Annotated in this window: 18 protein-coding genes; 12 read left to right on the top strand and 6 right to left on the bottom strand. The window is 62.8% G+C overall.

Annotated features, from left to right (window positions below; genetic code table 11):
• Positions 1 to 404 precede the first annotated feature (404 nt).
• A complete protein-coding gene (locus AC07UR_RS11820) occupies positions 405 to 923 on the top strand; it encodes a hypothetical protein (RefSeq protein WP_234941867.1) in 519 nt (172 codons plus the stop codon).
• 205 nt (positions 924 to 1,128) lie between these two features.
• Here AC07UR_RS11820 and AC07UR_RS11815 read toward each other — a convergent pair whose 3' ends face one another.
• The gene (locus AC07UR_RS11815) at positions 1,129 to 2,025 is read right to left on the bottom strand and encodes a DMT family transporter (RefSeq protein ID WP_173420482.1); all 897 of its coding nucleotides are present in this window, start codon (positions 2,023 to 2,025) and stop codon (positions 1,129 to 1,131) included.
• A gap of 160 nt (positions 2,026 to 2,185) precedes the next feature.
• On the opposite strand from AC07UR_RS11815, the gene AC07UR_RS11810 reads away from it, so the two are divergent.
• The 4 genes from AC07UR_RS11810 (at position 2,186) to AC07UR_RS11795 (ending at position 5,838) form a co-directional block, all read left to right on the top strand.
• Positions 2,186 to 3,073 (top strand): LysR family transcriptional regulator, encoded by an 888-nt coding sequence (locus AC07UR_RS11810; protein WP_209790799.1) that lies wholly within the window; start codon positions 2,186 to 2,188, stop codon positions 3,071 to 3,073.
• A 272-nt stretch (positions 3,074 to 3,345) separates the two neighbouring features.
• Entirely contained in the window at positions 3,346 to 3,993 is a 648-nt protein-coding gene (locus tag AC07UR_RS11805; protein ID WP_173420480.1) for a TetR/AcrR family transcriptional regulator C-terminal domain-containing protein, read from the top strand.
• 197 nt (positions 3,994 to 4,190) lie between these two features.
• The gene (gene ilvC / locus AC07UR_RS11800) at positions 4,191 to 5,210 is read left to right on the top strand and encodes a ketol-acid reductoisomerase (protein WP_209790800.1); all 1,020 of its coding nucleotides are present in this window, start codon (positions 4,191 to 4,193) and stop codon (positions 5,208 to 5,210) included.
• 133 nt (positions 5,211 to 5,343) lie between these two features.
• Positions 5,344 to 5,838 carry an NUDIX domain-containing protein gene (locus tag AC07UR_RS11795; protein WP_234941868.1) on the top strand — a complete coding sequence of 165 codons (495 nt, stop codon included), beginning with the start codon at positions 5,344 to 5,346 and terminating at the stop codon, positions 5,836 to 5,838.
• A 297-nt stretch (positions 5,839 to 6,135) separates the two neighbouring features.
• Here the strand turns inward: AC07UR_RS11795 and AC07UR_RS11790 are convergent, their stop codons facing one another.
• Both AC07UR_RS11790 and AC07UR_RS11785 read right to left on the bottom strand, forming a co-directional pair.
• Positions 6,136 to 6,381: a helix-turn-helix domain-containing protein gene (locus tag AC07UR_RS11790; RefSeq protein ID WP_077505834.1), complete on the bottom strand. Its 246-nt coding sequence runs from the start codon at positions 6,379 to 6,381 to the stop codon at positions 6,136 to 6,138.
• Positions 6,382 to 6,716: 335 nt separating this feature from the next.
• Positions 6,717 to 7,721 (bottom strand): LacI family DNA-binding transcriptional regulator, encoded by a 1,005-nt coding sequence (locus tag AC07UR_RS11785; protein WP_209790801.1) that lies wholly within the window; start codon positions 7,719 to 7,721, stop codon positions 6,717 to 6,719.
• Positions 7,722 to 7,922: 201 nt separating this feature from the next.
• Between AC07UR_RS11785 and AC07UR_RS11780 the strand changes: the two genes are divergently transcribed.
• The 3 genes from AC07UR_RS11780 (at position 7,923) to AC07UR_RS11770 (ending at position 11,052) form a co-directional block, all read left to right on the top strand.
• The gene (locus tag AC07UR_RS11780) at positions 7,923 to 8,831 is read left to right on the top strand and encodes a sugar phosphate isomerase/epimerase family protein (protein WP_173420477.1); all 909 of its coding nucleotides are present in this window, start codon (positions 7,923 to 7,925) and stop codon (positions 8,829 to 8,831) included.
• Positions 8,832 to 8,872: 41 nt separating this feature from the next.
• Positions 8,873 to 9,793 (top strand): sugar phosphate isomerase/epimerase family protein, encoded by a 921-nt coding sequence (locus tag AC07UR_RS11775; RefSeq protein ID WP_209790802.1) that lies wholly within the window; start codon positions 8,873 to 8,875, stop codon positions 9,791 to 9,793.
• 95 nt (positions 9,794 to 9,888) lie between these two features.
• Positions 9,889 to 11,052, top strand: coding sequence for a Gfo/Idh/MocA family protein (locus AC07UR_RS11770; protein WP_209790803.1), 1,164 nt, complete (start codon positions 9,889 to 9,891; stop codon positions 11,050 to 11,052).
• Between the two features lie 66 nt (positions 11,053 to 11,118).
• Here the strand turns inward: AC07UR_RS11770 and AC07UR_RS11765 are convergent, their stop codons facing one another.
• Positions 11,119 to 11,502 (bottom strand): hypothetical protein, encoded by a 384-nt coding sequence (locus tag AC07UR_RS11765; RefSeq protein WP_209790804.1) that lies wholly within the window; start codon positions 11,500 to 11,502, stop codon positions 11,119 to 11,121.
• A gap of 400 nt (positions 11,503 to 11,902) precedes the next feature.
• On the opposite strand from AC07UR_RS11765, the gene AC07UR_RS11760 reads away from it, so the two are divergent.
• The 3 genes from AC07UR_RS11760 to AC07UR_RS11750 all read left to right on the top strand — a co-directional run bounded on the left by AC07UR_RS11760 (position 11,903) and on the right by AC07UR_RS11750 (position 14,700).
• Positions 11,903 to 12,535 carry a LysE family translocator gene (locus AC07UR_RS11760; RefSeq protein ID WP_209790805.1) on the top strand — a complete coding sequence of 211 codons (633 nt, stop codon included), beginning with the start codon at positions 11,903 to 11,905 and terminating at the stop codon, positions 12,533 to 12,535.
• 130 nt (positions 12,536 to 12,665) lie between these two features.
• Positions 12,666 to 13,601 (top strand): bifunctional helix-turn-helix transcriptional regulator/GNAT family N-acetyltransferase, encoded by a 936-nt coding sequence (locus AC07UR_RS11755; protein WP_209790806.1) that lies wholly within the window; start codon positions 12,666 to 12,668, stop codon positions 13,599 to 13,601.
• Between the two features lie 166 nt (positions 13,602 to 13,767).
• Entirely contained in the window at positions 13,768 to 14,700 is a 933-nt protein-coding gene (locus AC07UR_RS11750) for an MYG1 family protein (protein ID WP_209790807.1), read from the top strand.
• A 68-nt stretch (positions 14,701 to 14,768) separates the two neighbouring features.
• Here AC07UR_RS11750 and AC07UR_RS11745 read toward each other — a convergent pair whose 3' ends face one another.
• Positions 14,769 to 15,473 (bottom strand): SDR family oxidoreductase, encoded by a 705-nt coding sequence (locus tag AC07UR_RS11745; protein ID WP_209790808.1) that lies wholly within the window; start codon positions 15,471 to 15,473, stop codon positions 14,769 to 14,771.
• 121 nt (positions 15,474 to 15,594) lie between these two features.
• On the opposite strand from AC07UR_RS11745, the gene gcvA reads away from it, so the two are divergent.
• Positions 15,595 to 16,485 (top strand): transcriptional regulator GcvA, encoded by an 891-nt coding sequence (gene gcvA, locus AC07UR_RS11740; protein ID WP_209790809.1) that lies wholly within the window; start codon positions 15,595 to 15,597, stop codon positions 16,483 to 16,485.
• A gap of 525 nt (positions 16,486 to 17,010) precedes the next feature.
• Here gcvA and AC07UR_RS11735 read toward each other — a convergent pair.
• Positions 17,011 to 19,261 (bottom strand): putative Ig domain-containing protein (locus AC07UR_RS11735; RefSeq protein WP_494700197.1); only part of this gene is annotated, 2,251 nt, incomplete at its 5' end.

Genomic DNA, 19,261 nt, shown 5'->3' with positions numbered 1-19,261 from the left:
GGTGCCGATCAGGGTCAATCCCAGCCAACGGCGCGCCGACGCCTGAGGCGGATCGTGCTATCGGAAAGCCTTGCGAGATTTGCCCCTCACCCTAGCCCTCTCCCCGCATGCGGGGAGAGGGGACGTGGCCATCGGCTCGCCCAGTTCGCCGCGAGCTGAAGAAGAGCCTGCCGCAGTCGTTGCGCTCCTTGTTTGCGGAGAGCAGATGGGGGCAGGCGGATGAGGAGTCAAACGCTGGGCCCTGGGTTCCATGAATGCCGCATTGGGTAGAAAATGCCGTCAGTGGTGCTGACGACGCAAGGCCGATCTGTGTGCAGTCCACCACCTTGCGGTGTGGCTCCATTTGCGGCACGTTCCCGTATATGTAACAGCTAGGCTGACCCGGCCCAACGAGACCCGCAAAAATGGCACCAATCAACGACACGCTCCCACGACCAAACTGCAACATGATAGAGAAGCGAGTGATGTCCCCGGCGTTGAAAAGGGCCGCATTGTCTGTCCTCCTTTCGCTCGTTGCTTGTTTGCGCCCAGCCGCGGGAATGCAGCCATGCCCTAGCGAGAAAGAGCTTCTCGCTCGAGCGCAGATTGTGGTCGAGGCTCGCGCGAAATCGTTTTCAATCAGCGAGTCCGGTTTGTTGGTGAGCGACGGAATGCCGACGAGAATGACCAGGACAGTTTTGGATATCAAGAAGGTCATCAAAGGTGAGTTCTCTGCCAAGGAGGCGACGTTGTATGGGGGAGTGTTTCTACCCGGGCCAGTAAGGGAACTGGCCGTCATGGCGGTCCTCTACGGATCGGGGGATGAAGATACGTTCGAGATTGAGTTATCCCGCCAAGAGATAGGCGATTCAGGTATCGCCTATCTCGCTTTAGGTGATTGTCTTTATTATAAATTTCCGAGCTTCATGGCTGATCTGCCATGAAGCTCGGCCATGATGCGTGGTGTGCCTGGTAGCGTCGTTCCGGTCCAAAGGCGCACCAGCGCCCGAGGCGGTGTCTGCACACGGTGAGCCTCACGAGATTGCCACTCAGGCAGTGAGATCCGGCGCGGCTGTCATCTCCACTCAAGGGCAGATGATTGCGAAAAGCCTGCCCTCGTCGTTCTTCCGGCCGAGAGCATGCCGGCTCTCAGCCGCGCGAGGTCATCCAAACGCCAACCAGCGTCACTGCGAGCCCCGCGAACATCGCGCCTGTCAGCGGTTCTGAAAACAGCATCCAGGCCCACAGCATCGTCACGGGTGGACTGAGGTAGATCGCGGCACTGACCTTGGCCACGGGGAACAGCCGCAGGCTGGTGTAGTAGACGGCATAGGCCAGGAACGTTGCGATCAGCACCAGCCAGATCATCCCGATTGCGAAATCACGGGTCATCGGTGGCGCTAGGCTGCCCTGCGTCAATGCGCACAGGCCGAAGAGAACCGAACCCGTCAGTGTATGGATGCACAGGCTCTGGTGGACAGGCATGGCTTGCGTCTTGCGTCGCCTGTGCAGGACCGAGGCGACGGCGAAGATCAGCATCGAACCGACCGTCAGCCCGTAGGCCCAGACCGGGGCCGTGCCGAAACTGAGGCTGTCGAAGGACACGATCAAGACGCCGACGACGGCAATCGCGGTGCCCAGCCATTGCCGTCGGGTCAGGCGCTCGCCGAGGACGGGCTGCGAAAGGGCAGCGATCGCCAGCGGCAAGAGGTCGGCGATGAGCGCGACCAGGCCTGTCGGCACTTTCTGTTCGATGGCCAGCGCGAAGCCCCCGAGATAGAGGAACACGGCCATGATGCCGAACAGGGCCTGATCCCTGATCGCGCGCATGGACAGGCGCGGCCCGATGGCCAACGCGAAAGGCAGAAGGATCAGTCCCGACAGCAGCGTGCGCCAGAAGAGGAGGAGCATGACACCAGCCTCCTGGTTTGCATAGCGGATGCCGACAAAGCCTGAACTCCACCCGATGATCAGGAGGGTGGCGAGCAAAGGCCAGAGCAGCGGATGGCGGCTCGCGTTGGCGGAAGGAAGCGCAATGTCGGTCATCGAGGTCTCTGGCTGTGGGAATATGAGCAACCAATAGGCGGATAGTGCCAAGCGCGCACATGACAAATTTCGATGGATGCATGACATCGCGCAAATCTGTGTCATGACGGGCGTCGTTCGTGATAAGTCCATTTCGGAAGAGATTGGAACGGAGATGGCCATGACCGAACTCAACAGTCGCCGCCTCGAGATCGACGCATTGCGGGCGCTCTGCGCAATCCGCCACCATGGTGGCATTACCCGCGCGGCCACTGCGCTGGGCCTCTCGCAGTCTGCCGTAAGCCACAAGATCAGGAGGCTGGAAGTCAGCCTTGACTGCGATCTGCTGAGCCGGAAGCCGGAGGCTCCGATGTTCACCGCTGCGGGGGAAGACCTGCTCGACTATGCCAGCCGTATCCTCGGGTTGCACGACGAGGCTCTACTCAGCCTCTCGAAGACCCCGCTGGCGGGCAGGCTTGCCCTCGGTCTTACCGAAGATACGGCGTGTACCGACCTTGCCCGCATCCTGGGGCGGTTTCGGCGCCTGCATCCCAATGTCTCGGTTCGCACCAAGGTGCGCATGAGCCTCGTCCTGCGCGCCATGCTCGAACGCGGCGAACTCGATGCCGCCATCGTCCAGGTCTTCAGCCATGAGGTGCGTCCCGCCGACGTCGTGCTGTACCGTGAGGAGCTTCATTGGGTGAAGCATCCGGATCTGGCGCTCCCGCAGGACGGCCCGATCCCGTTTCTGTCGTTCGACGATGAGTGCTTCTACCGCCAGTGGGCACTCGACATCGGCCAGGACGATGCGGTTCTCGAAACCGTCTTCGAGTGCTCGAGTGCCGCCGGGATCGTCTCGGCCGTCAATGCAGCCATGGGCGTGGCGTTGGTGAGTGACCGGCATATCCGTGGCGAGATGCACGTCGTCACTGACCGGCTGCCTCGGCCGCCATCGCTCGCCTATGTCGTCCGCCGTGTAAGGAAATCGAGAAACCCGGCGCTGGACAGCCTGGTCGGCGAGATCGAGAAGGAAACCGGCCGATACGGAGGTTTGGCCATCGCCGGCTGATGGCGATGCGCTACAGCTACCGCATCCCTTTCGTTCCGGAAGGAGCGTCTTTGGAGCAGAGAACGGCGGAGACGCGCATAATGGATGGGCGGGATGCTTTCCGATGCCGACGGGTGCATTGACCCCGTCCGGCTTGCAGCCGCGGCCCAGGACCGGCTTCCGCCGCCGCCACCGAAATTTCACGCCGCCGACAAAATCGTCTTGACGCCTTCCGCGCGCTTCACTAGAAGAATGCGAACCGTACCGTACGGTACTGAATTGGGTGGAGCCAGGTGCAAAGCGTTGCTGCGACAAGAGAGGCGAATGCCGGGAACGGCCTGACCGAGCGTCAGGGCGTTGTTCTTGAAGAGGCGTTGCGTCTGCTGGTCGACGGCGGCGAGAAGGCGCTGACGACAGCAGGCGTCGCCCGGGCGGCCAACTGTTCGAAGGAAAGCCTCTACAAGTGGTTCGGCGATCGCGACGGGCTCTTGTCGGCGATGATCGGCTTCCAGGCGAGCAAGGTTCGCACGCAGGACGTTGCCGCAAGTGCGCTCGACGCGGAGAGTCTCAGCCGGCACCTGGTGGTGTTTGCCAAGGATCTGCTGGAAGTTCTCTCCGGCGACGTGTCGCTGGCCTTGAACCGGCTGGCGATCGGCCAGGCAAGCCGCGAAGGCTCCAAGCTCGGCCACATGCTGCAGGAGAGGGGCCGCCGGCAGATCGGACGGCGGGCAGCCGCTCTGCTTGAGGCCGGCCGCAAGGCGGGGCTTCTGGCCTTCGACGATGCCGACGAGGCCTATGGCGCGCTTTACGGGCTGGTCGTTTCCGACTGGCACCTGAAGATGCTGCTGGGCGAAGAGGCCGGCGAGATGAAAAAAGGTTTCAGCCGCAAGGCGGAGCAGGCGGTCAGCGCCTTCCTCACGCTTTACGGCAAGAAGGTCTAACGGCGGGGGAGATCTCTGCCAGCAGCGCCGGGTGTCGAAGAGACGCAAAGGCCGCTGCAGAACTGGAATTGCAAGACTGTGCGCTGGCAAGCGCTACAGTTTCTGCAGAACACGGAATTGCTGGGTGATGTCTGGATCGATCGGTTCAGATGTTACGCAGCGGAAACAACAGACAACTAACGGGAAGGACCACCAAAATGCGCGTCTATTACGATCGTGATGCCGACATCAACCTCATCAAGTCCAAGAAGGTCGCCATCGTCGGCTACGGCAGCCAGGGCCGCGCGCACGCGCTGAACCTGAAGGATTCCGGCGCCAAGGAAATCCGCGTCGCTCTGAAGCCGGGTTCGGCAACCGCTGCCAAGGTCGAGGCAGATGGCCTCCAGGTTCTCACGGTCGCTGAAGCTGCCAAGTGGGCAGACCTGATCATGATGGCGACGCCTGACGAACTGCAGGCCGAAATCTACAAGGCCGACATCGCCGGCAACATCCGCGACGGCGCTGCCATCGCATTCGCCCACGGCCTCAACGTTCACTTCGGCCTGATCGAGCCGAAGGCGACGCTCGACGTCGTCATGATCGCGCCGAAGGGCCCGGGCCACACGGTTCGCGGCGAATACCAGAAGGGCGGCGGCGTTCCCTGCCTCGTTGCCGTTCACCAGGACGCTTCGGGCAACGCCCTTGACCTCGCGCTCTCCTACGCCTGCGGCGTCGGCGGCGGCCGTTCGGGCATCATCGAAACCAACTTCAAGGAAGAGTGCGAAACCGACCTCTTCGGCGAACAGGCAGTTCTGTGCGGCGGTCTCGTCGAGCTCATCCGCGCCGGCTTCGAAACGCTGGTCGAAGGCGGCTACGCGCCTGAAATGGCCTACTTCGAGTGCCTGCACGAAGTGAAGCTGATCGTCGACCTGATCTATGAAGGCGGCATCGCCAACATGAACTACTCGATCTCCAACACGGCAGAGTGGGGCGAATACGTCACCGGCCCGCGCATCATCACGGCTGAAACCAAGGCTGAAATGAAGCGCGTCCTCACCGACATCCAGACCGGCAAGTTCACCTCGGAATGGATGCAGGAATACAAGTCGGGTGCAGCCCGCTTCAAGGGCATCCGCCGCGTCAACGACAACCACCAGATCGAAGAAGTCGGTGCGAAGCTGCGCGGCATGATGCCGTGGATCGGCAAGAACAAGCTGGTCGACAAGGCGAAGAACTAAGCCTTAGCCAACAGTTGAATGAGGAAAGCCGGGGTGGAAACCCCGGCTTTTCTGTTTTTGGTAGGGAGTTATGCGGCGAGAGGCGTTTTGTCGGCCCATCGCGGAAACATCCGCCGGCAGCCGCCAGCGCCTCATGGGCGTCACTCTTTCCGGTATTCAACTGAGGCTTGCGCGCCGAGGGAGAGCCTGGCTGAGATCGTATCTGACGGAATTGCGCGGCCTGATCGGAGACCGCCTGCTCCTGCTGCCCTCCGTCGCGGCCGTCGTCCACGACGATGCGGGCAAGCTGCTTCTGCAGGAGAAAGCGTCGGGCGAGGGATGGAGCCTGCCGGCCGGCGCGATCGAGCCGGGGGAGACGCCGCAGGAGGCCATCATTCGGGAGGTGATGGAGGAAACCGGCCTTGCGGTCACCCCTGCCGCCATTCTCGGCGTCTTCGGCGGGCGGGACTTTCGCTATACCTACCCGAATGGCGATCGGGTCGAGTATGTCGTCACGTTGTTCGCATGCCGGGTCGTCGAATACGGAGGAGCGTGGACGGACGAAGAGACGCGGTCGCTGCGATTTTTTGCGCGCGACGAGATGCCGCCGCTTGCATTGCCGTACCCCGCTTCGGCTTTGTTTTCCTAAGCGAGCGCTGAAGAAGGCGCTGGTCGACGTCACCGTCGAGGCGGTCCTGTATAGGGCGGCGAAGATCAGGGTATATCTATCGCGGCGGGCGGAGCGGTCGCGCCCTGTGAAAACGAAGGAAGCCGGGGCAAAACCCCGGCTTTCCCTTTTGAGCCAATGGCCGTGACGGCCAGATTTCAGTTCAGATTCTCGGCTTGAAGCAGCGGCATTTCCGCCTTGCTGCAAGAGAATGGAACGTCCAGTCCGCAATCGGGGTGGGCAATGCGCCCGGCTTGGGCATGATGCCCGGCACCGCCGCTATCGCATGGCGGTGAAGGTGGTAGGCGGTACTTGCAAGGCAGCGGCGATGCGCTGCAGCTTGACGGGATCGGTATCTGCGCCGAGTTCGACCTTGGAAATTTCGGTTTCCGTCAGGCCTGTGGTGACCGACATTTCATCGACAGTGTAGCCGTGGGATTCACGCGAACGCTTTACGGCGGCTCCGATGCTGACGCGGGATACGGTGGCGTCGGTAGCTTTATTCAGATTTTTCTTAAAGGACATGAAGTGTCTCCTTCGTTCGTCCACCGACAAGGAGTTTTGTCGGGTGAAGGGGGCCCGAAAATATCGTGCGACTCGAATAATGAGTGGCGTTCAGGCATCGCTAATATAGCCAGGGCGACCGTCAAGGCAACCTGGCCAAGGCATTTTTGAGTGGATAGAGCGGTATCACCGGCCGGCGGGACCGCGGTCGCTCGTGAAAAAATCGTTTGGAAACCTTACGATACAGGGCCTTGGGCGAGGCAGCCGCCCCTCCGAAAAAAGTGCGCCGAGCGCGTGCTGTGGATGGGAAATGGCACTGTTTTCGATGCGAATACTGGCCGCAGGCGGGCCTTTGATCAAAGATTTTCCGAGGTCACGGTCAGGAAGCGCACGGGTTCGGTGCTGACCTCGACCTCCATGAGACCGAGACTTTTCAAGGTGAGGTCGATCGAGCGCCGGGCCTGGATCTCCGGCGCCTGGTCGAGCACGATTGCCATCAGCCCTTGTCGCAGGTAGCGCCGCGTCGGGTCGGTCAGTTCATGACCGACCCAGAAGATTGCGTCCCTGGCCCTGCCGTTCAATATCCGGGCGACGCCCTTGTTGTCGCCGCCGGCGCTGTAGACGCCGACGATATCGGGGTCGCGGGCAATCGCCTTGCCCAGAAGCTCCATCGCATCATGTTCGTCGTCGCGGTCGAACATCACTTCGGCGAAACGGTGCGCGGGGCTGCCCCGTTCGGCGAGATAGGTGGAAAAGCCGCGAATGCGCTCCTTGTGGTTCTCGTAGGCACCGCTGTGGCAAAGCGCTACGAGGGTGCCGGCGCGTGCCGACAGCATCTGCGACATGTAATGGGCGGCGGTGCGGCCGGCGGCATAGTTGTCGATGCCGACATAGGGCAGTTCCGGGGCGGGACGGGTCATGATCTGGACGACGGGAATGCCGCGGCTTGCGGCCTTCCTGACGCTCTCCACCACGTCGGGGTGATCCGGCGCCACGACGATCAGCGCCGAGCGCCGCAGCTTCGGATTGGCAATGATGCGGGCAAAATCGACCGGGTCGTTTTCGCGGGCAAAGGTGCGGTGGACGGCGATATCGTGGTCGAGTGATGCCGCGATGCGCTCGAAGGCCTCGTTCATGCGCGAATAGAAGCTGGTTTCCGGGCGAACGAGAATGACCTCGATGCGAACGACGCCGCGATGGGCCTCCGGCAGGGCGCGGCCATAGCCGAGCCTTCTGGCGGCAACGAGGACCTTCTCCACCGTTTCCGGCCGCACGCCGCCGCGGCCGTTGAGCACGCGCTCGACCGTGGCCGTGCCGACGCCGGCTTCGCTGGCCACATCCTTCAACGTCTTCTTCGCCACCGTCACCTCCGGATCCGCAAATTGAGATCAGCATTCGCGGCCCGTGCGGTCAATGATCAAATTTGATCATCGAAGCATTGGAACCGGGCCGTGGGGCAGGGCTATCCTATTGGCAGTTCGGGAGGACACACCGAAGTTCGAAACGATCCCGCGAAGGAGCATCCCGCTGCGCTCATGGCCAAGGGATGACGGAGGAGCACCATGAAAATCGCACTCGACCCGCATATGCATCGCCACCTGCCGCTGGATCAGCTTTGCCGCAAGGCGGCCGACCTCGGCTACGACCATATCGAGCTGTCGCCGCGCGACGACTTCCTGCCCTGGTGGGTGCGGCCGCGGGCGCACAAGGCGCGCATCGCCGAGTTCAAGAAGGCGCTGGCCGACCATGGCGTCAAGCTCGCATCGCTCCTGCCGATGTATCGCTGGGCAAGCCCGCACGAGGACGAGCGCCAGGCGGCGGTGCGCTACTGGAAGGAAGCAATCCGCATTGCCGTCGAGATGGATTGCGACACGATGAATTCGGAGTTCGGGCGCGGGCCATCGCCCGATCGCGGCCACCGCTCCAGCTGCTGCGGCGGCATGCACAGCCACGAGCACAGCGAGGCCGCATGGTGGCGGTCGATCGAGGAACTGGTGCCGGTATTCGAAAAGGAGGGCGTGACGCTCAACATGGAGCCGCATCCGGAAGACTGGTGCGAGACGCTGCATCCGGCGATCGACATGCTGAAGACCATCGGCTCCGACAACGTCAAATTCCTCTATTGCGCGCCACATACCTTCTATTTCGGCGATGACATGGCGAGGATGATCCGCGACGCCGGGCCTTTGATCAACCACGTCCATGTCGCCGATACCTACAATCACAAGGCCTCCTCGGGCCTGCGCTACATCGTCAATCCGCCGGGCGCCAAGGTGACGATCCACCAGCACATGGACATGTACCAGGGCGAGATCGACTGGGACGTGTTCTTCTCCTCGCTCGCCGCGGTCGGCTTCGACGGAATCGTCACGGCCTGCGTCTTCGGTTGGGAGGAGAGGGCCGACCAGTCCGGCCGCTTCATGCGTGCCGAGATCCAGAAATACGTCGACAAATACTGGCCGCGCGGCTGAGCCGCGGCCTGCCGACACCCTTTCGATCAAGGAATGAAGCCGTGAGCATCACGATCACGACCGCCCCCTGCTGCTGGGGCGTGGACGACGTCAACAATCCCGACCTGCCGGCCTGGCGCCGCGTGTTCGACGAGGCGGCCGCTGCCGGCTATGGCGGGCTGGAACTCGGACCTTACGGTTATGTGCCGCTCGACGACCGGCTGGTTGCGGCAGCCCTTGCCGAGCGTAACCTCTTCATCGTCGCCGGCACGATCTTCGACGATCTGGTTTCGCCCGACAACCGCGACAGCCTGCTGCGTCAGACGGACGAGATCTGCGCCGTCATCACAAGGCTGCCTCAGCCGCCGCAGGTGGCCGGCCAGCGGTTTGCGACGCCCTATCTAACCGTCATGGACTGGGGGCACGACGAGCGGGACTATGCGGCTGGGCATTTCGAGCGGGCGCCACGACTTTCGGACGAGGCCTGGGCTGGGATGGTCGCCAATATCAAGGCGATCGCCGAGCGAGCCGACGCCTATGGCGTGCGGGCGGTGATCCATCCCCATGCCGGCGGCTATATCGAATTTTCCGACGAGATCGAGCGCATCGCCCGCGACGTGCCGCAGGAGACCGCCGGCCTCTGCCTCGACACCGGCCACACTTTCTACGCCGGCATGGACCCGGTGGAGACGCTGAGGCGTTATGCCGACCGGCTCGACTACGTCCACTTCAAGGATATCGACCAGGCGGTGTTCGACCGGGTGATGGGGGAAAGGATCCGCTTCTTCGAGGCCTGCGGTCAAGGTGTCATGTGCCCGATCGGTCGCGGGGTGATCGACTATCCCGCCATCAGGCAGACGCTTGCCGACATCGGCTACCACGGCTTCATCACGGTCGAGCAGGAGCGCGACCCGAGAAGCGTCGCGGGCAGCCTGGCGGATGTCCGGGAGAGCCGCGACTACCTCGCTTCAGTCGGCTTCTGATTTGTAGTCAGTACGCACAGAGCCGTTCAAACTTTTGATTTCATGCATGTCGGTGCCATCAGGCACGCCATGCGTCATAGACAGGATACTTGACCATGACGGAAGCGAAGAACAGGCCGATCCGCTGGGCGATGGTGGGTGGCGGGCGCGGCAGCCAGATCGGCTCGATCCACCGCTCCGCGGCGCTTAGGGACAACACCTTCGAGCTGGTCGCTGGCGCCTTCGATATCGATGCGGCGCGCGGTCGCGCCTTCGGCGTCGATCTCGGGCTCGATCCGGTGCGCAGCTATCCGGATTACGTGTCGATGTTTGCCGCCGAGGCCGAGAGGCCCGACGGTATCGAGGCGGTGTCGATCGCCACGCCCAACAACACCCATTTTGCCATCTGCAAGGCGGCGCTGGAGCATGACCTGCATGTGATCTGCGAAAAACCGCTCTGCTTTACGGTGGCCGAGGCCGAGGAGTTGAAGGCGTTGTCGCAGGCGCGCGGCCGTATCGTCGGCGTCACCTACGGCTATGCCGGCCACCAGATGATCGAGCAGGCCCGCGCCATGGTGAGAAATGGCGATCTCGGCGAGATCCGCATCGTCAACCTGCAGTTCGCGCATGGCTTCCATAGCGCCGCTGTCGAGGAGCAGAATCCATCGACCCGCTGGCGCGTCGACCCGAAATTTGCCGGGCCGAGCTATGTGCTCGGCGATGTCGGTACGCACCCGCTCTACCTTTCCGAGGTGATCCTGCCGCACCTGACGATCAAGCGGCTGATGTGCGCGCGCCAGAGTTTCGTCAAGAGCCGGGCGCCGCTCGAAGACAACGCCGTGACCCTGATGGAATATGACAACGGTGCCATCGCCAATATCTGGTCAAGCGCCGTCAATGCCGGCTCGATGCACGGCCAGAAGGTGCGCATCGTCGGTTCGAAGGCCAGCATCGAATGGTGGGACGAGCGGCCGAACCAGCTCTCCTTTGAGATCCAGGGCGAGCCCGTGCGCATCCTCGAGCGCGGCATGGACTATCTCTACCCGCAAGCCCGGATTGACGACCGCATCGGCGGTGGCCATCCGGAAGGCCTGTTCGAGGCCTGGGCCAATCTCTATCGCCGCTTCGGGCTGGCGATCAGCGGCACACGAGGCCTTGCGCCCGAGGGCCTGGAAGATCTCGTCTTCCCCGGCGTCGACGCCGGGCTCGAAGGTGTGCGCTGGGTGGAAAACTGCGTGCGCTCGGCCGATGCCGGCGGCATCTGGGTGGACTATCGCTAAGGTGCGGGCGACCGATCGCGAGGGCAGGCCTGCGGCTAAACCAAGGTGCAGGCCTGCCTGTGCAGATCAGCGAAGGGGCGTGCAGCCCTTGACGTGAGGGGCCTTGACGCGGCCGGCCTGAAGGTCGCTCCAGAGCGGCAGGGACGGATCGGGCCCACCCAACGTCGCTTCGTAGGTGGCGCGGTTCATCTTAACCAGGCGCCCGCCCGCAGTGATGCCCACCAGTTCCTTCTTGCTTACAACGGCTATGCTGACATTCATGCGGCAGAAAAACCGCTTGTCGCCGTTCGACGCGATCCAGCCCTGCGAACCAGCCTTGTTCTTTGTGAGCTTGCTGACCTTGTAGCCCTGCTTTTCGAGCTGGGCCAAGGCTTCGGCGTTGGCGAGGCCCGGCACAAGAAAGAAGCCGACGATCGCGGCGGCGAGCAATGTCTTGACTGAAATCGACATAAAATTTCAACCCCTGATTATACTATGGCAATGTGCTCTACGTTCAGACGACGTCGCGTGCAACCTGGATTTGTCGCGTTGCTTAACGCAGAAAACGGCATGGTGATTGGCGCTTGTTCTTCGTTCACGCGGCAACGAAGCGGGCGGGCAGGCGGTCGTGGCAACGCCGATTGTGACAATGCCGGTACATGTCCCGCAACGCAGACGCCTGCGCGCAAACGCTTGCCGCGCCTGTTCTTGCCGCGCCTGTCTTGCCGATCCTGTCGCCCGCCAATCCGGTGGTTCTTCCGGGCCGGCGTTTCCTTGAGGAAATGGCATTTCGTGCCGTCTTTCGCTCCGGCCTTGCCATTCCCGCGAATCCGGCTAAACCGAAATTCCGGCCACCTCAAAGGAAGATGTCATGCCGGATTTTTCCACACTTGCACTTTTTGCCGCCGCCTCGCTGGTGCTGACCGCCACGCCGGGTCCCGATATGCTGCTGATCGCTTCGCGCAGCATCAGCCAGGGGCCGGGGTCGGGGTTTCTCACCTATGCCGGCATTGCGCTTGGCACCTACTGCCACGCGCTTGCCGCGGCGCTGGGGCTGTCACAGCTGATCGCCACCGTGCCGATCGCCTATGAGATCGTGCGCTGGGCCGGCTGCGCCTATCTTCTCTATCTCGCCTTCAAGACCCTTCGTTCTCACGCGATCGACTTTTCGCCGTCCTCGTCGCTGAAACGCCTGTCGCTTCGGCGGATCCTGGGTGAGGGGCTTTTGACCAACCTGCTCAATCCGAAGATGGCGCTGTTCGTGCTGGCGTTGTTTCCGCAATTCATCCGGCCGGAAAACGGCGCGATCATCGTGCAGACGCTGGTGCTGGCAACGGTGCTGAACGGCATCGGCTTTCTCGTCAACGGCACGGTGATCCTGCTCAGCGGCCAGATCCGCAGCCGGCTTTCGGCACCCGCCCGGTTCAGGAGGCTGCCGCAATATCTGCTCGCCAGCGTCTTTGCCGGGCTCGCCTGCCGGCTGGCGCTCGGTGCCAGGAACTGACGCGACCTCCTCGTCTGTTCGGGGACTGACGCCCTCGCAAGCTCTGGGCGAGCTGTGCCTGGTTCATTCCGATGTTGACTCAATCAACAAAACGTTGTTGATTGAGTCAACTTAAGGCTGGATCACCCCGATGACACTCCCCAACGACCACCCCGACGTGACGGCACTGCGCGCTTTCAACCGCTTCTATACCAACCGTCTGGGCCTGCTGAACGCCCATCTCGACCAGAGCCCGTTCACGCTCACCGAAGCCCGCATCCTCTACGAGCTTGCTCATCGCGACGAGCCGACCGCGGCCGACCTCATGCGGACGCTTCAAGTGGACCGCGCCCAGCTGAGCCGCACGCTGAAGCGGTTTGCCGATCGTGGGCTGGTGGAGAAGGCGGAGCGTCCGGAAGGCGGCCGCCGGCAGCCGATCGCGCTCACGCCTGTGGGCCGCACCACCTTCGCCGCGTTGGAGCAGAACACCTGCACGGCCATCGGCGCGTTGCTCGATACCCTTGCCCCGACCGAGCGCAAGCGGCTGATCGCGGCCACCGGCATCGTCAGTGAAGTCCTGGGGGAAAAGGCAGGAGGGGCGCTGCAGTTGCGCGACCTGAAGCCGGGCGATCTCGGCTGGATCATCCACCGCCAGACGGTTCTCTATGTCGAGGAATATGGCTGGAATCAGGAGTATGAGGCGCTGGCTGCGGGCATCCTGGCCGACTTCGTCAGATCCTTCGATCCGGCCCGCGAGGCCGCCTGGATTGCCGAGATTGACGGGCGGATCGTCGGCTCGATCTTTCTGGTGGCGAGCGACAAGCCCGGTGTCGCCAAGCTCAGGTTGCTCTATGTGGAGCCGGATACGCGCGGACGCGGTGTCGGCGCAGCGCTGGTTTCCGCCTGTATCGAGCGCGCCCGCGCCGTCGGCTACGACACGCTGGTGCTGTGGACCAACAGCGTTCTTACTTCGGCCCGCCGCATTTACGAGCGCGCCGGCTTCACGCTTGTCGAGGAAGCGCCGCACCATTCCTTCGGCAAGGATCTGGTGGGCCAGACCTGGTCGCTCGATCTCGGCCAAGGGTGACGCGCGCGGTGGCCGGCGGATGGAGCCACGGACCAAGAGCGTAGGCCACCTGTGCCGGAAAAACCCTGGGATGGGTTGAGATGGCGCCATTCAAAGGCTATCTGGTGCCAACCACAAATGCCGCTGCGGCGGACACCCATCAGAAAACCACAAGGCGCATCCCGGCATGACCCCAGATTTCCTCGTCACCCATTCCGGTGGCTTCCATGCCGACGAGCTGATGTCGAGCGTCATCCTGACCCGGCTGTTTCCAGAAGCGAAGATCGTGCGCAGCCGCGCGCCGGAGTGGATCACGCCCGGCTCCAACAGGATCATCTACGATGTCGGCGGCGCTTATGATGCAGAAACGCAGATCTTCGATCACCACCAGCGCGGCGCGCCGCTGCGCGAGGACGGCCAGCCTTTGAGCTCGTTCGGCCTGATCTGGAAGCATTATGGCCGCGATTACCTCGTCGCCTCCGGGGTCCCGGAAGCGCATGTCGAGGCGGTGCACGCCTCCTTCGACCGGAGCTTCGTGCTGCCGGTCGATCTGGTCGACAACGGCGCGCTCAGCCCCTCCATCGCCGGGCCGCTTGCCAGCCTGACGCTGCCGGCGCTGCTTGAAACCCTGAAGCCTGTTTTCGACGAGACCGATCCGGATGCCGACGAGCGCGCCTTCCACGCAGCGCTTGCGATCGCCCGCAGCTTCGTCGAGGCGAGCGTCGGACGGAGTGCTGCAAAACTGCGCGCCGAAGCCGTCGTGCACCAGGCGATCGTTGCGACCGGCGAGGGCCGCGTGCTGGAGCTGCCGATGGGCATGCCCTTCCGCCCGGCCATCGTAAAAGCCGGCGCCGACCACCTGCTGTTCGTCGTCCACCCGCGCGACAAGGACTGGACCCTGACCGGCATCCGCCGCGCCGACGAGGGTTTTGAGCTGCGCGCCGACCTGCCGGCCGCCTGGGCCGGCCTGACCAACGAGGCGCTCGAAGCCGCCTGCGGCGTTGAGGGCGCCACCTTCTGCCACAACGGCCGCTTCATCGCCGCCGCCAGGACCCGCGAGGCGGCATTGGCCATGGCGGAGCTGGCGGTCGCTGAGGCTGTGGCCGTCGAGCCCGCTTGACGAAGACGACATTGCTTCCCCGGATGAGGCCGAGAAGCGCAAAGGCGAGTTAGCCCAGCTTTTTCACGTCACACGGAGCGTGTCAGGCCACCATCGACCTTGAGGTTCTGCCCGGTGATGTAGCCTGCGCCCTCGGAAGCAAGAAAGGCAACGGTCGCAGCGATTTCGGCGCTTGTGCCGTAGCGCTTCATCGGTACGGCCTCGCGCCTGTCTTCCGTGGCCGGAAGACTGTCGATCCAGCCGGGCAGAACGTTGTTCATGCGGACGTTGTCGCCAGCGTAGGTGTCGGCAAAAATCTTCGTAAAGGCGGCCAGGCCGGAGCGGAACACGGCCGATGTCGGAAACATTGCCGACGGCTCAAACGCCCAGGCGGTGGAGATATTGATGATCGCGCCGGACTTCTGCGCCTGCATGACCGGCGTGACGAGCCGCGCCGGGCGAATGACATTCATCAGATAGACGTCCATTCCCGCATGCCACTGCTCGTCGGTGATATCGAGGATGGAGGCTCGCGGGCCGTGTCCAGCGCTGTTGACCAGGACGTCGATCCGACCCCATTTCTCCACGGTCGCGTCGACCAGGCGCTTGAGATCGTCGTTGGATTGATTCGAGCCGGTGATGCCGAGGCCACCGAGCTCGGCCGCAAGCGCCTCACCTTTGCCCGACGAAGAAAGTACGGCCACTTTGAAACCATCGGCAGCCAGTCGCCTGGCGCATTCGGCACCCATGCCACTGCCGCCAGCTGTAACGATAGCCACTTTTTCTACTGACATCTTTTGCTCCTCTCACGCGGAAATATCATACGAATTGCCTATTCCTATGCATTGCCATACCATTTCCGCCGCGGGTTTACGAAGCAGTTCAACTTTTATCTGGCAGTAGAAAAACTATTGAATGATCGACGCTCCAGGAAAGCTTCCGTCACTGAACGCTCTCAAAGCATTCGAGGCTGCCGCACGGCATCTGAATTTCAGGCTTGCTGCCGAAGAGCTCGGCGTCACCCAGGGAGCGGTCGCGCAGCAGGTTCGCGGACTTGAAGGCGAGCTCGGCGTGAAGCTGTTCGAGCGGCTGCCGCGGACATTGGCGCTGACGGGCGAGGGGCGTGCCTATATCGCCGATATCCGACGGGCCTTCGAGATTATCGCAAGAGCGACGGGTGCGCTGAAACCGCAGCCAGTTCGTCTTACGATCAGTACCACCCCGACATTCGCGTCCAAATGGTTGATCCCCCGTCTGCCCGACTTCACGGCCCGACATCCGGAGCTTGACCTGCATATTCTCGCCACGGAACGCATGTCCAGCTTCCAGGCTGATGGTGTCGATCTTGCTGTGCGCTACGGACGACCGCCATTCGGGCCGGGGTTGGCAACCGAGTTGCTGTTCGGCCAAGAGATTGTTGCCGTTGGCAGTCCGATGCTGCTATCCGGGCGACCGCCGCCAAAGACGTCAGCGGAGTTTTCCGGCTACACGCTCCTGCACGATGCCCACAATTTCTGGCCGGAGTTCATCGAAAAACACCTCGGAAAACTGGAGCGGACGTCGTTCAAGGGGATCAGCTTCAGCCAGACGTCCCATGCGATCGAGGCTGCGATCGCGGGACAAGGCATCGTTCTCGCGAACCGGGATTTCGTCCAACGGGACCTGGAGGAAGGTCGCCTCATTCGAGCCCTGGAGGGATCGCTCTTCGGACCGTCGGATTTCTATCTGGTGTGGCCGCGCTATCGCAATTCCGGTGCCATCGACATGGTGGTTGCGTGGATGATCGCGGAGGCGCACCGGAGGTGAACGACGACCGCTCCTGACGCACGCGCACTGTTCGGCCCCATCGCGCCATCGCATCCGCCACAGACGCAAGCACGACCGTTTCGATCGCCAGATCTTCCTCGGCCGCGGCCATGACTCTCACTGTTGGCGATTTCACACTGCCCTCCTGACGTAGATGGTCCGACGGCGCGCCCGCGCCCATTCTCAGCTACGCGTCGTAACCCGGATGGCGTGGGAGCGACGTCGGTTGCTCCTGGCTCAGCGGTTCCGGATTCGCTGGCCGTAGCCGACAAGTGAAGTGTTTGAATCTGCTTTCGGGAGCCGTGAGAAGTTATTCGACTGTCTGTTCAAGGTCGATACGGAACAACCGCTTCTCACTGACCGCTCGCACATGTTGTCAGTTCGAACTTCCTAGCCTGCTACCGCCAGCACATTGGAGCGCAGCGCGGAAAATATCGTTCCACATTCGCATGGCGGCAGTTCTCACTTCGCGTTGACACGCCAACGGTGCTTCCGTCTCATCCTGTCGAAACGGAGTTGCGCTCCTCAGAACTGCTTTGCAGTCCGCACGCGTCCACCAGCGGATGTCTCGCCGCCGTCGGCGATGTTGAGCAACAGGCTCAGGTCCAGCATCCACAGGTCCGCGGTCTGCCACGACACCCCGGCCGTCAGCGAGCCGAAGGCGCCCGACCCATCGAGGCCCGAGTAGCCGCCCGTCACGCCCAGCTTCGGTGTCATTTGCGTGCCGTTTTCCAGCGTGAACGATCGTGCGATCTCCGCTCCCAGGCTGACACGGAACTGCTCCTCGTCGTACCCCCCGATATCCACCGTTTCCCCGGCATCGTTTCGAACCATGTAGTCGTCAACGCTTTCGGAGAAATACAGGATACGCAGTTTCGGCGTGAAGGTTGTCGCTTCGTCGATATCCCATTGCCCCTCGAGTGCGGTGTCGGCCAGCCAGCGTGTCGTGTTGAACGTGCCGTCCCAGAACGCCGTGTCGATATCGTTGGATGAGCCGCCGTAACGCAGGCTGGCGTTCCAGAAGATGTTGCGGGCTATCTCGAACGAGGCATAGGGACCCGCAAGCCAGCCGTTGCCGGTCAGTTCTGCATCCTCATCGCTCGGGTCGCTCATCCGGTCATAGTGGAAGGACAGACCCACAAGCGCCTTTTCCGTCAGGAGATAGTCGGCGCCGGTGTTGATCATCGCAAAGCTGCCCCAGCGACCATCATTGTTATCCCGGTTGTGCACCAGGAAGGTGCCGTCGATCCAGATGTTGAACGGCGAGGACGCGGCCGCACTAACGCCGTCGGCATTGTCGCGCGCCGCCTCGATCTGCCGCAGGCTGGTGGAAACGCTCCCCTCCATGCCGTCCTGCGACGGCATCATGCGCGCGGTGACCGGATCGGTCGCCGCCTCCATCTGGCGGCGCTCCAGAAGCCCCGGAACCTTGATGGCCGAGGAGATCATGTTCTGCCGCGTCTCGACGAAGCCACGTACCAATGCATCGATGTCCTCGGCAACCCTGTCCGCATCAAGCGCCAGCCGGTAGGTGACGACCCCGGTATTGGACGTACCGAGCGCGCTGATCAGCCTGTAGCCGACCTGCACCTCGCCGGAATAGGCGGGATCGGGCTTGAATTGCAAATACCAACCGGCAGGAGCTGTGGCAGCGCCAACCGCTGCCACCTCGCCGCGAATGATCGTCGCCGTGCCGGCATTCGCCGGCTCGACAAAGGCAAGCTCAGCCCCCATGAACGGACCGCCCGTCGCACCGCGGTTGAGGTACACATTCGCAGGCGTCCCACCGGCCGGGACATCCACGATGAGGTTGCCAACCGTGGCTGTCCGCCGCTTCACCGGCAAGGTGAACGTCGCCTTGCCGGTAGCACCGGTGCCATCGCGCACCTGAATGGCAAAGCTATGCGTGCCGGCAGCGTCGACGGAAAGCGGGCCGGTGAGTTCGCCGGTCGAGATGTTCAGCACCAGGCCTTTCGGCAAGCTGCCCGAAACGATACTGTAGATCAGCGCCCCCGTTCCGCCCTTTGCGGTGATCGATTGGCTGTAGTCTTCGCCTGCCATCGCTTCATCCAACGCTCCGCCTGGCGGGGTGAAGACGAATGTCACCTCGGGCGGCTTGATCTTCAGCGAATAGCCCGCCGAACCGCTCGTGCCGACAGTATCCGTCGCCGTAATCGTGACGGAAAAATCACCGCTCGTCGTTGGCGTGCCACTGATCGCACCTGTCGAAGTATTGAGGTTCAGGCCGCCGGGAAGTGCCCCGGCCGTCACCGCATAGCCAATGGTCCCCACGCCGCCACTCGCCGAAATCGAGGTGTCCGAATAGACGGCACCGACCGTACCGGCTGAAAGCGCTGAACCGCTGGCCGGCGTCAGCACCACGGCAGTAGCCCCTATGGCAATCGTGTAGCTCGCCGCCGCGGAACCCGATGTCGCTGCCGTGGCCGTCACGGTGAAAGTCGCCGTGCCAAAGCCTCCGGCGGTCGGTGTGCCCGTGATCGCAGCGGTCGATGCGTTGAGGCTTAGCCCTGCGGGAAGCGCACCGCTCGTCACGGCGTAGCCGATCGTTCCCACGCCGCCACTCGCCGAAATCGAGGTGTCCGAGTAGACGGCACCGACCGCACCGGTTGAAAGCGCTGAACCGGTGGCCGGCGTCAGCACCACGGCAGTAGCCCCCACGGCAATCGTGTAGCTCGCGGCCGCGGAACCCGATGTCGCTGCCGTGGCCGTCACGGTGAAAGTCGCCGTGCCAAAGCCTCCGGCGGTCGGTGTGCCC

This window comes from Ensifer sp. GW821-FHT05G01 (genome assembly GCF_059419585.1).
This window is presented reverse-complemented; position numbering and strand designations above follow the sequence as displayed.